A 15,602-nucleotide genomic window follows, 5' to 3' on the forward strand; every position below is an offset into this window, starting at 1 on the left:
CAGCCCACCCGTCGTCGTCACGGTGTCGCGACCCGTCGTCCGCACCACACCCCGACCCACCCCAGGAGGCGCGCCGTGAGCGTGAGACCCATCCGCCTGTTCGGCGATCCCGTCCTTCGATCGGCGTCCGACCCCGTGACGGTCGGCGATCCTCGGCTCGCGTCCCTGGTCGAGGACCTCCTCGACACCGTTCGCGAGCCGGGACGAGCCGGGGTCGCGGCCGCCCAGATCGGCGTGTCGCTCCGAGCCTTCAGCTACAACGTCGACGGTGAGGTCGGATACGTCCTCAACCCCGTCGTCGTCGAGATGTCCGGAGAGAAGACCCTCGTCGACGAGGGGTGCCTCTCGGTGCCGGGGTTCTGGTTCCCCACCCCCCGCTACGAGTACGCCCGTGTCGTAGGGGTCGACCTCGACGGCCAGGAGGTCGTGCTCGAGGGCACCGGACTCATGGCTCAGGCCCTCCAGCACGAGACGGACCACCTCGACGGCACGCTCTACGTGCTCACCCTCGAACCCGAGACGAAGCGCGAGGCCATGCGAGAGATCCGCGCCGCCGACTGGTGGCGCGCCTGATCACCGTCCCCGTGCGGTGACCGTGCGCACCGACTCGGTGTCGGGGTGGGCGGTGTAGATGTCGGCGATCTGCTGGGCGAAGTCGTTCAGGACGACGGCACGCTTGACGCTCATCTTGGGCGTGAGATGCCCGCCGGCCTCGGTGAACTCGACCGGCAGGATCTCGAACTTGCGGATCGACTCGGCGCGCGACACGGCGGCGTTCGCACCGTCGACGGCTCGTTGGACCTCGGCGCGGACCTTGGGGTGCCGGGCGGCCTCGGCCAACGGCATGTCGGCTGCTTCACCGGCGTTGTTCAGCCACACCGGCAGCATCTCCGTGTCGAGGGTGACGAGGGCCGCGACGAACGGCCGCTGGTCGCCCACGACGACGACCTGGCCGACCAGCGGATTGGCCCTGATCGGGTCCTCGAGGGCCGCAGGGGAGACGTTCTTGCCTCCGGCGGTGACGATGATCTCCTTCTTGCGACCGGTGATCGTCAGGTAACCGTCGGCGTCGAGCGAGCCGAGATCGCCGGTGCGGAACCAGCCGTCGTCGAGGACTTCGGCCGTGGCCTCGTCGGCCTTCCAGTACCCCGCGAAGACGTTGACGCCCTTGACGAGCACTTCTCCGTCGGCGGCGATCGTGATGCCGACGCCGGGGAGCGCCGGGCCCACCGTTCCGATCTTGAACTTGGAGACGAGGTTGACGGCCGCAGGCGCCGTGGTCTCGGTCAGTCCGTACCCCTCGAGGATGCGGATGTCGAGACTCCGGAAGAAGTGACCGAGTCGCGTGCCGAGCGGAGCCGAACCCGAGACGGCGTAGCGGATGTTGCCGCCCATGGCCTTCTTGAGCTTGCTGTAGACCAGGCGGTCGAACAGTGCGAAGCGGAGCTTGAGCCCCAGGGGCACGGTGCCCTCGTCGAGCGCGCGACTGTGGGCGATCGCGACGGCCACGGCCTGCCGGAAGATGCCGCCCTTGCCCCCGGCCTCGGCTTTCTGCTCGGCCGAGTTGTAGACCTTCTCGAAGACGCGGGGGACCGCGAGCAGGAAGCTCGGCTTGAACGAGGCCAGCGACGGCAGCAACTGCTTGGTGTCCGCCTGGTGCCCCACCTTCACGCCGGCGTGGACCGACATCACGGCGATGAAGCGCGCGAAGACGTGCGCGGTCGTCACGAACAAGAGGGTGGAGGAGCCGGGCGCCACGACGTCGCTCATGGCGACGGCGGCGTTCCGGCTCGTCTCGACGAAGTTGGCGTGGGTGAGCACGCAGCCCTTGGGCCGGCCGGTGGTGCCCGACGTGTAGATGATCGTCGCGACGTCCGCGGCGACGGCCGCGCTCCGGCGGCGTTCGAGTTCGTCGTCGGACACGTCGACACCGGACGCGGCCAGCTTGTCGAGGTCTCCGAGGTCGACCTGCCAGACCCGTGTCACGGCAGGCAACTCGGGGTGCACCTCGTCGAACCGCGAGAAGTGGTCCGCGGTCTCGACGATGACGGCCACGGCCTCGGAGTCGCTGAGGTTCCAGTGGACCTGTGCCGGCGACGACGTCTCGTAGACGGGGACGAGCAGGGCGCCTGCGAACCAGGTCGCGAAGTCGATGAGCGTCCACTCGTAGCGCGTGCGGCACATCAGGCCGATCTTGTCGCCCGGTTCGACGCCCGCGGCGATCAGGCCCTTCGCGAGTGCGCGCACCTGCTCGAGGAACCGAGCTGCCGTGATGTCGCGCCAGCCACCTCGTCCGTCCGGCACGGAGAAGAGTGGTTCGTCGGGCGTGGCCGCCGCCCGCGCGAGCAACAGGTCGGTGGCGTTCGCGGACGGGTCGGCGGGGACGGCGGGGGGGACGATGTGTTCGTTCACGGCAGCTCCTTCGGTACCGAACGATGGTCCGACCACCCTAACGCGGCCTCGCAGGAGCGGGTGCCCGAGGTGGAGGGTCGTCGAGGATAGACTCGATCCTCGTGCAGGCAATCGGAATCGACATCGGTGGGACGAAAATCGCGGGCGGGGTGGTCACCGAGTTCGGCGAGATCGTCGACGAAGAGCGCGTGGCGACGCCCGCGGGCGACGCGGGTGCGATCGTCGACGCGGTCGTCGAGATGGTCACCTCCTTGCAGGCACGCCACCCCGACGTCGCCGCCGCCGGTGTCGCGGCGCCCGGCTTCATCGACGCCGCACAGTCGACCGTGTACTACACGCCCAACATCGCGTGGCGCAACGAGCCCCTCCGGGCCCGGCTGTCCGAACGGCTCGACCTGCACATCACCATCGACAACGACGCCAACGCCGCCGGCTGGGCCGAGTTCCGGTTCGGGGCCGGTCGTCTCGCCAGCGACATGACCATGCTCACCATCGGCACGGGGGTGGGCGGTGCCATCGTGGCGCAGGACCGCCTCCTGCGCGGAGGATTCGGCACGGGTGGCGAACTCGGCCACATGCGCATCGTGCCCGACGGTCTGCCCTGCGGCTGCGGGGCCCGTGGGTGCATCGAGCAGTACGGCTCGGGGCGCGCACTGCTGCGCATCGCCGGTGAGGTGGCCGACGAGGGCGGCCTCGGCCGCGGTCTCGCGGACGTCCGCACGGCGAACGGCGGCGAGCTCTCCGGTCACGACGTCAGCTTGTTGCTGCAGTCCGGTGACGACGGTGCCGTCGAGGCCCTGCGCCGCCTCGGGACCTGGCTCGGACAAGCCGCCGCGTCGCTGAGCGCGATCCTCGATCCGCAGGTGTTCGTCTTCGGCGGCGGGGTCGCGCAATCGGGCGAACTGCTGCTGGCACCCGTCCGCGCGGCCTACCTCGAGCACCTGCCCGCTCGCGGCTACCACCCCGAGCCCGAGTTCGTGATCGCCGAGCTGGTGAACGACGCGGGGGTCGTGGGCGCCGCCGACCTCGCCCGCCTCCACGCCGGCGACCGCTAGACTCCCGACGCCCCGACGAGAGGAGCACCGATGCTCTACTGGTTCCTGAAGACGATGGTCGCGAGTCCGCTCGTCCTGTCGATCTTCCGACCGTGGGTCAGCGGTCGCGAGCACGTCCCGGCCTCGGGTGCCGTCATCTTCGCGAGCAACCACCTCTCGTTCGTCGACTCGATCTTCCTGCCGCTCGCCCTCGATCGGCGCATCTCCTTCCTCGCCAAGAGCGACTACTTCACCGGCAAGGGCGTCAAGGGGTGGGCCATCCGACTGTTCTTCACGGCCACGGGTCAGCTCTCCATCGACCGGTCCGGGGGCAAGGCCTCCGAGGCGTCGCTGGCGACGGGCCTGTCCGTCCTCCGTCGCGGCGAGCAACTCGGCATCTACCCCGAGGGCACCCGCAGCCCCGACGGCAAGCTGTACCGCGGTCGGACGGGCGTGGCGCGCATGATCCTCGAGGGTCACGTGCCCGTGATCCCCGTCGCCATGATCGGAACCGAGAAGGTGATGAAGACCGGTACCAAGATCCCTCGCCTGCACCGGGTCGGGATCGTGTTCGGTGAACCCCTCGACTTCAGCCGCTTCGAGGGCATGGAAGGCGACCGCTTCATCCTGCGGTCCATCACCGACGAGATCATGTACGAGCTCAACGCCCTCAGTGGCCAGCAGTACAGCGACGTCTACGCGACCAGCGTCAAAGAGAAGCGCCCGACCCTTTCACGGTAGGCTCGCCTGTCGAGGTCGTTCGGCCTCGAGACCGTCAAGTGGCAAGGAAGACCGTGGCCCAGCTCACCGAACCGTTCGTCGTCACCGATCCCGACGTGATCGACGGTCTCGACCATTGGCGCACGCTCCCCATCAAGCAGCAGCCCACCTGGCACGACGGTGCAGCCGTCGAGGCCGCCTCGGCCGAGCTGTCCACCCTGCCTCCGCTCGTCTTCGCCGGCGAGGTCGACACGTTGCGCACCAGGCTGGCGTCGGCGGCCCGGGGCGAGGCGTTCCTGCTGCAGGGTGGTGACTGCGCCGAGACCTTCGCGGGAGCGACCGCGGACCAGATTCGCGACCGCGTCAAGACCATCCTGCAGATGGCCGTCGTCCTCACGTACGGCGCGTCCGTCCCCGTGATCAAGATGGGCCGCATGGCCGGCCAGTTCGCCAAGCCGCGCTCGAGCGACACCGAGACCCGGGACGGCGTCACCCTGCCGGCCTACCGCGGTGACATCGTGAACGGATACGACTTCACCCCCGAGTCCCGACGTGCGGATGCCTCGCGGCTCGTGAAGGGCTACCACACCTCCGCCTCGACCATCAATCTGATCCGGGCCTTCACGCAAGGTGGGTTCGCCGACCTCCGCCAGGTGCACAGCTGGAACCAAGGCTTCGCCCGCAACCCGGCCAACGCCGAGTACGAGCACCTCGCCCGCGAGATCGACAAGGCGATCCGGTTCATGGAGGCGGCGGGGGCCGACTTCGACGAACTGAAGCGCGTCGAGTTCTACACCAGCCACGAGGGCCTGCTCATGGACTACGAGCGCCCCCTGACCCGCATCGACTCGCGCACGGGTACGCCGTACGTGCTGTCGTCGCACTTCGTGTGGATCGGCGAGCGGACCCGCGACCTCGACGGTGCCCACGTCGACTTCCTCTCCCGGGTGCGCAACCCGATCGGCGTCAAGCTCGGCCCGACGACGACAGCCGACGACATGTTGCGCCTCATCGACAAGCTCGATCCCGAGCGTGAGCCCGGGCGCCTGACCTTCATCACCCGCATGGGGGCGGGCACCATCCGGGATGCCCTGCCTCCCCTCCTCGAGGCCATCAAGAAGGCCGACGCGACGCCCCTGTGGGTCAGCGATCCGATGCACGGCAACGGTCTGACGACGCCCACGGGCTACAAGACCCGGCGCTTCGAAGAGATCATGGACGAGGTCAAGGGGTTCTTCGAGGCACACCGTGCCGCGGGCACCCACCCGGGCGGAATCCACATCGAGCTGACCGGCGACGACGTCACCGAGTGCCTGGGTGGTTCCGAGCACATCGACGAGGCGACGCTCGCCACCCGCTACGAGTCGCTCTGCGACCCCCGCCTCAACCACATGCAGTCGCTCGAACTGGCCTTCCTGGTGGCCGAAGAACTCGCGGCCGACTGAGCCCGGTCGACACGACGACGGCCCCGGGACCCTCGGTCCCGGGGCCGTCGCCCTGTCGGTTCCCTCGACCTCAGGGCTCGTCGGTGCCCTCGGCCTCAGGGGAGGCCGGGACTCATTCCACCCGGTACGTGAGCGTGATCGTCGCACCCTTGGTCGCGGTCAGGCCGGCGACGGGGTTCGTCTCGGTGACCGGCAGGCGGGCCTCCCAGTCGTAGAACGCACACGTGAAGGCCGTGCAGGTCGGGTAGCTCACCCGGAAGCCGAGACCCTGTAACTGGGACGTGGCCGCGTCGATGGTCTTGCCTCGGACGTCCGGGATGGTGATGGGCGGCGGACCCTTCGACACGACGAGGTTGACCGTGTCGCCTTGTCGGAGCGGCCCCTCGGCCTGCTGTTCGTACCGGATGACCTCCCCGGAGGCGACCGCATCGCTGAATTCCGTTCCGCTCTCCACACCCGTCAACTGTGCCCCCGCGAGAGCGCCCTGCGCGTCCGCCACCGAGAGGCCCGCCACGTCCGGGACGGGACCGAGCGAGACGGTGAGCGTCACGGGTCGTCGTTCTCCGTACTGGGCTGCTCCGGCGAGATCGACCGGCGTGCCCGCGTCGTCCACACCACTGATCCCGAGGACGGTGCCGGCGGCCGACTCGTCGAACTGGCTCGACGTCGGCTGCAGCGTGAAGTCCGAGAGCGCTTCGGTGGCCGCCGTCTCGGTGTCGCCGACGACGGTCGGGACCGGGAGTTGCCGGGGCCCCTGGGAGACGACCAGGGTGATCGTGGACCCCTTCTGCACTCGGGTCGTGGCGTCGGGGTCCGTGCGCGCGACCTGGCCCGAGGGCACCACCGGGGAGAAGTCCGTCTGGGGATCGGGGGCGACCACGAAGCCGGCCGACGTGAGGGCGGCCGTCGCCGCGTCCGGTGCCCGTCCTGACACGTCGGGGACGGACGCCTGCGCCCCGGGACCCGAGCCGAACCACCAGCCGGTCCCTCCGGCGAGCAGCGCGACCGCGACGACGACGGCCATGAGCACCCGTCCCCGCCGCCGACGACGGTCGGCGACGGCCGCGAGCGTCGTGGCGGCGTCGTCGGGTGCGGCCTGGACCGGCCCGGTCCGGTGTCGTGCCTTGGGCAGGATCTGCGTCTCGCCCGTGCCGCCGGACGGCAGGACGGAGGTCGCGCCCGCGGCCGGGAGCACCATCGTCCGGTTCGCGGGTGGTCCCGAGGGATCGGCCAGCACCCGTTGCACGTCGAGGAGTTGGTCGAGCAGGGCCCGGGCGTCCCTCGGTCGCTGTTCGGGGTCGCGAGCGGTCGCCCAGAGGACGAGCTCGTCCAACTCGACCGGCACGCGGGGGTTGGCGGAGCTCGGGGTGGGGACCGTGTCGTTGGCGTGCTGGTAGGCGATCTGCATGGGCTGGTCGCCCTTGTAGGGCTGCTCGCCCGTGAGCATCTCGTACATCATGATGCCGAGCGCGTAGATGTCGCTGCGGGTGTCGGCGATGCCGCGGGTCACGAGCTCGGGGGAGAGGTACGCGATCGTCCCCAACAGCGCGGCACCCGTGGCGGTGTTGGCCGTCGCGGCCCGCGCCAGGCCGAAGTCGCCGATCTTGATGCGTCCGTCGTCGGCGAGGAGGACGTTCTCGGGCTTGAGGTCGCGGTGCACGATGCCGGCGCGGTGGGCGGCGGCGAGACCGGCGAGGACGGCTTCGAGGATGTCCATCGCCTGCTCGGGCGTCAGCACCTTGTGGTCCTGCAGGAGTTCGCGCAACGTGATGCCGGGCAGGTACTCCATCACCAGGTAGGCCGACTCGTCGTCCTGGCCCTGGTCGAAGACGTTGACGACGTTGGGGTGGGCCAGGCGGGCGGCCGAGCGCGCCTCCTGGATGAAGCGCTCCTTGAACGACGCGTCATCGGCCAGGTGGCCGTGCATGATCTTGATCGCGACGCGACGTTCGAGTCGCAGGTCGGTGGCCAGGTAGACGGTGGCCATGCCACCTCGGGCGATGCGCGAACGGACCTCGTACCGGCCCTCGATGAGACGGCCGATCATCGGGTCAGTCTGGTTCACGCTCACCTTCGTGATTTTACGGACCGAGGGCCGTGCGGGTGTCCCAACTCACCGCACGGCGGGAAACCGCCCGGCAGGTGGGTCGTCCGGGGTTCAGCGCAGGGTCGCGAGCCAGGTGGTGGCCGGAGCTTCCCACTTGGCGTAGGCATCCGGGAACGCCGAGTACTGGACGGCCTGGGCCGCCTTCGTCAGGGACATCGACTGCCACCCCTTGACGTCCAGGAGGCCGCGCGTCTTGCCGGTGTTGGGGTTGCTCGCGCCACCGAAGAATAGCTTGGTCGCGTGCACCGGGTCGCGCAGCTGGGCGGGGGTGCCCCACCCCGTGCTCGGACGCTGTTGGAAGAGGCCGAGGGAGTCACGGTCGCCGTGGTCGAGGTTGCGCAGGCTGCTCTCCTGGGCGGCCGCGGCCAGGGCGATCACGATCGCACGGTCTCCGACCCCGAGCTGGCGTCCGACCGAGATGATGATCCGGGCGTTGGCGGCCTGCTCGGCGGTCAACGTCGCGCTGACGCCCAGGGGTGCGGCCGACGTCGACGCGACGACGGTCGTGGCGGTCGGCGCGGAGGCACCGGGGAGGGTGAGGGTCTTGCCGGCGTAGATGGTGCTGGTGAACGAGAGGCCGTTCGCGGCGAGGAGGGCCTTGACGCTCGTCCCCGACTTCGAGGCGATCGAGGCGATGGTGTCACCCCGCTGGATGACGTAGCTGCCCACCGCGGGCCCCCCGGCGGGGGCCGGTGTCGGGGCGGCGGCGGAGGCGCCCGTCGGGACGGTCAGGGTCTGGCCCGGGTAGATGATGCTCGACAGTCCCAGCCCGTTCGCCTGGATGAGCGCGCTGGTCGTGACGCCGTGCGCACGCGCGATGGAACTCAGCGTGTCCCCACGGACGATGACGTACCGGCCGCCCGTCGCCTTGGCCGGGGCGGGCGCGGGGGACGGCTTGGCTGCGGCGCTCGTGGCGGCGCTCAGGCTCAGGGTCTGGCCCGGGAAGATGGTGGACTTCCAGCTGAGGCCGTTGAGGGCGAGCACCGACGCGGTGCTCAGGCCGAACGAGCCGGCGATGCTCGCGACCGTGTCGCCCGACTTGACGGTGTACGTGGCGGGGGCCGCGCCGAAGACCGTGGCAGAGGTCGCGGCCGTCTCGACCGTGGCCGCGGTCTTCTGCTCGGGCGCGGACAGTCGAGGAGGCAGCACGGGACGCGGTGACGCGTCGGGCTTCTTCGTCGGGTTCTGGTCGAGGGCGAACACGGGGCCCGTGACGCCCATGCTGAGGGCCATCGAGCCCGCCAGGACGATCGGGACGGTGTTGAGCATCGACCGGGCCATGCGGGAGAGGGGCTTGCGCTCGTCTCCGCCACCGAGGGGGCCGAAGGCGCTGGTCGACCGGGCGTCCTGGGTCGTCACGGACTCGGAGTCGGGGCGGGCGGAACTGACGTCGTTCATGGGCTGATCCTCGGTTCGGGGGCGGGGACACGGTCGCTGGGTGATCGGTGAGCCGCGGTGCCACGTCGTCCAAAGTTGGCACACGTGGATATCCAAGTCAATCAGCGTGACGGATGTTGCGCATGTGACTCGACCCACGTGAGGGAGACGAGGAGGCGCAGCGAGGGCCACGAACCCGTGGCAAGGTTGTGGCGTGACCGATCTCTCTCAACGCCCCTGGTTCGCCGACACCGAATGGCTCACCGTGCCCGACCTCGTCGAGCGGCTCGGCCTCGGCGTGAGCCGCGTCCGGCGCCTCCTCGAGGAGCACGTCCTCGTCGGGACCCGCGTGGACGGCGTCACCAAGGTGCCGGCCGTCTTCCTCGACGGCTCCGAGCCGAGGCACGACCTCCGGGGCACCCTGACGGTCCTGTCGGACAACGGGTTCGACGACGACGAGGCCCTCGACTGGATGCTGTCGCACGACGAGGCCCTCGGCACGAGCCCCGTCGCCGCCCTCCAGGCCGGACGCAAAGCCGAGGTCCGGCGCATCGCGCAGAGCCTCCTCTAGCCCCGATCCGCGCCTCTGGCGGCTGCCGGTCCTCGGCTGCCCTGGCGCAGAGGGCGTCAGGAGGCGCGGCGCGTGACGGTCTCGGCGAGTCGCGTCAACTGCGTCCGGGCCGACGGCGCGAGTCCCGACCTCTCGAGTGCGTGGACGGCACGCTCCACCTGATCGGTGATCGTCTGCTCGACGGCGTCGACGGCACCGCTGTCACGGAGCGTCGCCTGGAGCATGCTGATCTGGTCGTCGTCGAGTTCGGGGTCACCGAGGAGTTCGTCCAGCAGGCGGACGGCCCCGGGGGGCAGGGCTCGGCGGGCCGTCGCCACGAGGACGGTGCGCTTGCCCTCTCGGAGGTCGTCGCCCGCGGGCTTTCCCGTGACCGAGGGATCGCCGAAGACACCGAGGAGGTCGTCACGCAGCTGGTAGGCGATGCCGAGGGGCAGCCCGAAGTGCCGCAGGGACTCGAGGGCTGGCCGGTCGGCCCCGGCCATGGCCGCGCCGACGGTCAGCGGGGCTTCGACGCTGTACTTCGCCGACTTGTAGACGATGACGCGCTGGGCACGCGGCAACAGCTGCACCTCGTCGACCGTCCGCCAGGCGTTCTCCTCGAGGATGTCGAGGTACTGGCCCACCGTGACCTCGGTCCGCATCCGGTTGAGCTCGAGGCGGGCCGCGCGGGCGGCGTCACGGGACGGGAGGGAGTCCAGGGCCTCGCTCAGCAGCTCGTCGCTCCACGCCAGGAGGAGGTCTCCCATGAGGAGGGCTCCCGAGCGACCGAACGCCTCGGGGGACCCGAGCCAGGCCCCCTCGCGGTGCAGGGACTCGAAGCGCCGATGCGCCGCCGGGAGTCCGCGGCGCGTGTCCGAGTTGTCCATGATGTCGTCGTGCACGAGCGCGGCGGCGTGGAAGAACTCGAGCCCCGCCGAAGCGGTCATGACGGCGTCGATCTCGCGTTCGTCGCGGGGCTCCCCGAGGGGATCGAATCCGGTGTCGAGCCCGGCGACGGACTGCCAGCCCCAGTAGCAGAAGAGAGCCCGGAAGCGTTTCCCGCCGCGGAGCAGATCGCCCGAGTAGAGGGAGAAGGAATCGAGGTCGGGAGCGATGCCCATGAGGGCCGGTCGCTGACGCTCGAGGAACCGATCGATGCGCTCTTGAACGACGTCCACTAACCGCGTACTCTCAGCCACGCTGCCTAGCCTAGCGATAGCTGTCAGGCATACACTCGCAGCTACTCATCGCGTCGATCCCGAGGCTCCCGCCTCGCGCTTGAGAGCCCGTGCTCGAAGGGAACACCAAGATGCCACTTTCCGAACAGGAGCAGCGGCTCCTCGAAGAGATGGAGCGGAGTCTCTACAACAACGACTCCGACTTCGTGGCGACGGTCGGGACCCGCGGCGCCAGACCCAACTACACGCTGGTCGTGGTCGGGGTCCTCGGGGCGCTCGTCGGCATCGCCGTGATCGTCGCGGGCGTCATCTTCCGCCAGCCCTTGATCGGCGTGGCGGGGTTCGTGGTCATGCTCGCCGGCGTGCTGTTCGCCATCGCGCCCCCCAAGCGGAAGGGGTCCTCGACGGCCTCGATGCCGTCGGCTCCCCGTTCCTCCACCTCCCGCCCCGCGCATCCCGCCAAGGGGGGCCTGATGGATCGGCTCAACGACCGGTGGGACCGCCGCCAGGACGGCGACGAGCGCTCCTAGGCGCCACCAGCACCACGACCTCAGGGGTCGGCCTTCGGGCCGGCCCCATTTTCGTGCGCCCGTCCACCCTGCGGGAGGCGCGCGACACGCAGGACGCGCCTCCTCGTGGTCCTTTCCCTCCACCGTCCTCCACCCGTGTGGCCCCCGAACTGGAGCGGATCGCAGGCCGGACACGCGGCGGAGGACCCGCCTTTTCATTGTCTGGTGGTGGGTTGTGGAGTAAAGTGGAGGTACGTGCCACAGACGGGGTGCGGGGCGAGGGGAGACGGGCGCATGTTCCTCGGCACCTATTCGCCCAAGCTCGACGAGAAAGGGCGCATCATCCTCCCCGCGAAATTCCGTGACGAACTGGCTTCCGGCCTCGTCATGACCCGTGGGCAAGAGCGGTGCGTCTACGTCTTCAGCCAGCGCGAGTTCGAAGACATGCACTCGCGCATCCGTCAGGCGCCCGTCACGAGCAAGCAGGCCCGCGACTACATGCGCCTCTTCCTCTCGGGCGCGAGCGACGAGATCCCCGACAAGCAGCACCGGGTCACCATCCCGGCGACCCTGCGCGAGTACGCCGGCCTCGGCCGAGACCTCACCGTCATCGGCGCGGGAAACCGTGCCGAGATCTGGGCCACCGACGCCTGGAACACCTACTACGAGGCCCAGGAGGCCGAGTTCGCCAACACCACCGAGGAGGTGATCCCCGGGCTCTTCTAGCCCGTGGGCCCCGACCCTCAGCCGTCAGCCCTGGCGCACCTTCCCCGGTGCCAGGTCCCGACGGATGGGGATCAGGGCCGACGAGCACAGCCCGTGTCGTCATGGCCGATCAGATCCACACCCCCGTCCTCCTCGAGCGGACCCTCGAACTCCTCGCCCCGGCCGTCTCGCGTCCCGGCGCCGTCGTCGTCGACTGCACCCTCGGCATGGGTGGCCACAGCGAAGCGATGCTGCAGGCCTTCCCTGAGCTCACCGTCGTCGGCCTCGACCGCGACACGGAGGCACTCGCCCTCGCCGGCGAGCGGCTCGCACCCTTCGGCGACCGGGCTCGCCTCGTGCACACGACGTACGACGGCATCGCCGACGCGCTCGACGACCTCGATCTCGAGACCGTCGACGGGGTGCTCTTCGACCTCGGCGTGTCGTCGCTGCAGCTGGACCGGGTCGAGCGCGGTTTCTCGTACTCCAAAGACGCGCCCCTCGACATGCGCATGGACCCCACCTCGCCCGTCACGGCGGAGCGCGTCCTCGCCGAGTACCCGGAGAGCGAGCTCCGGCGCATCTTCTACCAGTACGGCGAAGAGAAGCTGGCTCCGCGCTACGCCCGGCGGATCGTCGAGCACCGGGCCGACTCGCCGCTCACCCGCAGCGGTGAGTTGGTCGACCTCCTGATCGCGGCGACGCCCATGGCCCTGCAACGTGCCGGTCACCCCGCCAAGCGCGTGTTCCAAGCGCTCCGCATCGAGGTGAACGGCGAGCTGGCCTCGCTCGAGGCGGCCGTCCCGGTCGCCCTCGACCGTCTCGCCGTCGACGGGCGGATCGTCGTCCTCGCCTATCAGTCCCTCGAAGACCGTTTCGTCAAGCGGGAACTCGCCGCTCGGACGACCTCAACGGCGCCGCAGGGCCTCCCGGTGGAGTTGCCGGAGCACCGTCCCGACTTCCGCCTCCTCGTCCGAGGGGCCGAGCTGGCTTCCGACGCCGAACGCGACCTCAACCCCCGAGCCAAGCCCGTGAGACTGCGCGCCGCCGAACGAATCCGGAGACAAGCATGAGCAGCAACCTGGCCATCGCGACCCCGTCGAGCCGTCCGCAGCCGTCGTCGACCCCGACGGCGCGCCCGGTCGAGATCGTCACGAGTCGGTCGCAGCGACGGGCCCGTCCGAAGATCGCCTACGCGCTCATCGCGACGGCGGCGCTGTTCGTCCTCCTGCTGGCCCAGCTCGCGATCAGCATCGCCCTCAGCGACGGCGCCTACAAGATCTCCGACCTGCAGGCCGCGAAGACCGAGCTCGTCCGCGACCAGCAGAAGTTCAGCGAGCAGCGCGACGTGCTGTCCTCGCCGCAGAACCTCGCCGCCAACGCCGACGAACTCGGCATGGTCCGCAACTCGAACCCCGTCTACCTCGATCTGGCCACGGGCGCGGTCCACGGCTCGCCCGCCCCGGCGGCGGGGGCGGACGAGGCGACGTCCGGCAACCTGATCCCCAACACCCTGCTCGAGGGTGTCCCGCTGACGACCAAGGCCCCCGCGACCGCCGCCGACGGCACGGCGACCACCGACCCCGCCGCCTCGTCGGTCGGTGCTCCGACCACGGCGGGCGCCGCGGCCGTTCCGACCGACGCAGGCGCGGCGGACGGGGGATCGGCCGGCGAGTCGGTAGCGTCGGGCGCGAACGAGCTGGCGGCTCCGCAGACCCGCTAGCGGCGTGCCGTCACCGGTACATCGAACGACGACAGCGGGTCGGGCAGGCGCCCGGCCGCGGTGAGGAACCTCTCGTGAAAGCAGCTCCCCGAAGCCGCCGTCTCCGCGCGACGCTGGCGATGGCGCTGATCATCGCGCTCGTCGGCGTGTTCGTGGTGCGCCTGGCGGACATCCAACTCGTGCAGGCGGCCGAGCTCAACGAGCAGTCCCAGAACAAGCGCGAGATCGTGCAGACGACCTACGGCGATCGTGGCGACATCACCGACGTCGACGGCACCGTGCTCGCCGGCAGCGTCACCCGGTACAACATCACGGCCGCTCCGGCCTTCGCCACGACGGCCAAGGTCAAGGGCGACGACGGCACGACCACCGAGATGACGGTCGACCAGGTGGTCGAACGCATCGCCGAGATCACCGGGGGTGACGCCGCGACCATGACGAAGGCGTTGACCACCGACCCCGAGGCGAACTTCGCGTACCTGGTCAAGGGCGTCGACGTCGACGCCTTCCGCGAGGTCCGCGAGATGGACGTGTCGTGGGTGTACTTCCAGCGCCAGGCCGCGCGCACCTATCCCAACGGCGCGGTGGCGGGCAACCTCACGGGCTTCATCGGCACCGACGGGCCGCAGGCCGGACTCGAGCTCAGCCAGGACGCGTGCCTGGCGGGCACCGACGGCTCGGAGACCTACGAGCGCGGAGCCGACGGGGTCCAGTTGCCCGGCAGCACCGTCACGACCAAGAAAGCGGTCGCCGGGGGCACGCTCCGTCTCACGGTCGACAGCGACCTCCAGTACATGACCCAGCAGGCGCTGGGCGAACAGGCCGAGGCCATAGGAGCCGAGTCGGCCACGGCCGTCGTCATGAAGGCGAGCGACGCCTCGCTGCTCGCGGTCGCCGACTACCCGGCCGTCGACCCCAACGACGTCAACGGCACCGCCGTCGACGACCTCGGCAGCAAGGCCTTCACCTACTCGTACGAGCCGGGTTCGACCTTCAAGGCGATGACCGCCGCCATGCTGCTCGACTCGGGCAAGGCCGATCCCGCGACGCGGGCGACGGTGCCGTACTCCCGCACGTTCCCCTGGGGCGGCGAGATCCACGACGCCACCTTCCACCCGACCGAGAACCTCACGCTGACGGGCATCCTGCGCGACTCGTCGAACGTCGGCATCTCCCTGCTCGGCCAGTCGCTCTCGGCCCAGCAACGTCACGACTACATGCTGAAGTTCGGTCTGAACGACCCGACCGGCGTGGCCTTCCTCGGAGAACCCACGACGGGCATCCGGCCGGCCTCCCAGTGGGACCAGCAGACGAGCATCAACACGATGTTCGGACAGGGCGTCTCGACGACCGCCATCCACATCGCGAGCATCTACCAGACGCTGGCCAACCACGGCACCCGGTTGCCGGTCAACCTCGTCGCCGGGTGCACCGCCCCCGACGGCACCGTCACCGACGCGCCCTCCGCCGAGGGCACGAGCGTCGTCTCGCCGTGGGCCGCCGACACGACCGTCAACATGCTCGAGAAGGTCGTCAGCGACGGCGACCTCAAGGACGTCCTGTCGATCCCCGGCTACCGCGTCGCGGCCAAGACCGGCACCGCCGAGGTCGCGCGGTCCGACGGAACCGGCTACGGTTCTGACCGCATCGTCTCGGTGGCGGGCATCGCTCCGGCCGAGAACCCGCAGTACGTCGTCGTCGTGACCTTCACCAAGCCCAGTACCATCAAGACGTCGGCCGCTGCGGCGCCGACCTTCAACAAGATCATGTCCCAGGTCCTCGAGATGTATCGGGTCCCTCCGTCGACGGAGCCGGCACCCAGCCTGCCCGAGACCTGGTGAG

14 protein-coding genes are annotated in these 15,602 nt (G+C 70.0%); 10 read left to right on the top strand and 4 right to left on the bottom strand.

Annotation, left to right across the window (positions count from 1 at the left end):
- Positions 1 to 75: 75 nt before the first annotated feature.
- The gene (gene def, locus HQQ78_RS00845) at positions 76 to 573 is read left to right on the top strand and encodes a peptide deformylase (RefSeq protein ID WP_173150804.1); all 498 of its coding nucleotides are present in this window, start codon (positions 76 to 78) and stop codon (positions 571 to 573) included.
- On the opposite strand, the gene HQQ78_RS00850 is transcribed toward def, so the two are convergent.
- On the bottom strand, positions 574 to 2,412 hold the full coding sequence (locus HQQ78_RS00850) for a long-chain fatty acid--CoA ligase (RefSeq protein WP_173150805.1): 1,839 nt from the start codon (positions 2,410 to 2,412) through the stop codon (positions 574 to 576).
- Between the two features lie 101 nt (positions 2,413 to 2,513).
- Here HQQ78_RS00850 and HQQ78_RS00855 point away from each other — a divergent pair, with 101 nt between their 5' ends.
- From HQQ78_RS00855 to HQQ78_RS00865, 3 genes are all read left to right on the top strand, one after another.
- The gene (locus tag HQQ78_RS00855; RefSeq protein WP_173150806.1) at positions 2,514 to 3,467 is read left to right on the top strand and encodes an ROK family glucokinase; all 954 of its coding nucleotides are present in this window, start codon (positions 2,514 to 2,516) and stop codon (positions 3,465 to 3,467) included.
- Positions 3,468 to 3,497: 30 nt separating this feature from the next.
- Positions 3,498 to 4,187 carry a 1-acyl-sn-glycerol-3-phosphate acyltransferase gene (locus tag HQQ78_RS00860; protein WP_123570011.1) on the top strand — a complete coding sequence of 230 codons (690 nt, stop codon included), beginning with the start codon at positions 3,498 to 3,500 and terminating at the stop codon, positions 4,185 to 4,187.
- Positions 4,188 to 4,282: 95 nt separating this feature from the next.
- Positions 4,283 to 5,611 carry a class II 3-deoxy-7-phosphoheptulonate synthase gene (locus tag HQQ78_RS00865; protein WP_056047376.1) on the top strand — a complete coding sequence of 443 codons (1,329 nt, stop codon included), beginning with the start codon at positions 4,283 to 4,285 and terminating at the stop codon, positions 5,609 to 5,611.
- Between the two features lie 112 nt (positions 5,612 to 5,723).
- On the opposite strand, the gene pknB is transcribed toward HQQ78_RS00865, so the two are convergent.
- Together pknB and HQQ78_RS00875 are read right to left on the bottom strand one after the other, a co-directional pair.
- A complete protein-coding gene (pknB, locus tag HQQ78_RS00870; RefSeq protein ID WP_173150807.1) occupies positions 5,724 to 7,682 on the bottom strand; it encodes a Stk1 family PASTA domain-containing Ser/Thr kinase in 1,959 nt (652 codons plus the stop codon).
- A gap of 87 nt (positions 7,683 to 7,769) precedes the next feature.
- A complete protein-coding gene (locus HQQ78_RS00875) occupies positions 7,770 to 9,116 on the bottom strand; it encodes a LysM peptidoglycan-binding domain-containing protein (RefSeq protein WP_254064996.1) in 1,347 nt (448 codons plus the stop codon).
- Positions 9,117 to 9,309: 193 nt separating this feature from the next.
- Here HQQ78_RS00875 and HQQ78_RS00880 point away from each other — a divergent pair, with 193 nt between their 5' ends.
- Positions 9,310 to 9,666 carry an Rv2175c family DNA-binding protein gene (locus HQQ78_RS00880; protein WP_056045021.1) on the top strand — a complete coding sequence of 119 codons (357 nt, stop codon included), beginning with the start codon at positions 9,310 to 9,312 and terminating at the stop codon, positions 9,664 to 9,666.
- A gap of 56 nt (positions 9,667 to 9,722) precedes the next feature.
- Here the strand turns inward: HQQ78_RS00880 and HQQ78_RS00885 are convergent, their stop codons facing one another.
- Positions 9,723 to 10,844, bottom strand: coding sequence for a polyprenyl synthetase family protein (locus HQQ78_RS00885; RefSeq protein WP_173150808.1), 1,122 nt, complete (start codon positions 10,842 to 10,844; stop codon positions 9,723 to 9,725).
- A gap of 110 nt (positions 10,845 to 10,954) precedes the next feature.
- On the opposite strand from HQQ78_RS00885, the gene HQQ78_RS00890 reads away from it, so the two are divergent.
- From HQQ78_RS00890 to HQQ78_RS00910, 5 genes are all read left to right on the top strand, one after another.
- Complete coding sequence (locus HQQ78_RS00890; protein ID WP_123570752.1) at positions 10,955 to 11,353, top strand: DUF3040 domain-containing protein; 399 nt, start codon at positions 10,955 to 10,957, stop codon at positions 11,351 to 11,353.
- A 273-nt stretch (positions 11,354 to 11,626) separates the two neighbouring features.
- Complete coding sequence (gene mraZ, locus HQQ78_RS00895; RefSeq protein ID WP_055973040.1) at positions 11,627 to 12,058, top strand: division/cell wall cluster transcriptional repressor MraZ; 432 nt, start codon at positions 11,627 to 11,629, stop codon at positions 12,056 to 12,058.
- Positions 12,059 to 12,159: 101 nt separating this feature from the next.
- A complete protein-coding gene (gene rsmH / locus HQQ78_RS00900; RefSeq protein WP_173150809.1) occupies positions 12,160 to 13,110 on the top strand; it encodes a 16S rRNA (cytosine(1402)-N(4))-methyltransferase RsmH in 951 nt (316 codons plus the stop codon).
- Positions 13,107 to 13,760, top strand: a complete 654-nt coding sequence (locus HQQ78_RS00905) for a hypothetical protein (RefSeq protein WP_173150810.1) — start codon at positions 13,107 to 13,109, stop codon at positions 13,758 to 13,760. The genes rsmH and HQQ78_RS00905 overlap by 4 nt, the downstream gene beginning before the upstream one ends.
- A 74-nt stretch (positions 13,761 to 13,834) precedes the next feature.
- Positions 13,835 to 15,601: a peptidoglycan D,D-transpeptidase FtsI family protein gene (locus HQQ78_RS00910; RefSeq protein ID WP_371740298.1), complete on the top strand. Its 1,767-nt coding sequence runs from the start codon at positions 13,835 to 13,837 to the stop codon at positions 15,599 to 15,601.
- Position 15,602 lies beyond the last annotated feature (1 nt).

This window comes from Frigoribacterium sp. VKM Ac-2859 (assembly GCF_013204925.1).
In the GTDB taxonomy this organism is placed as follows: Bacteria; Actinomycetota; Actinomycetes; order Actinomycetales; family Microbacteriaceae; genus Frigoribacterium.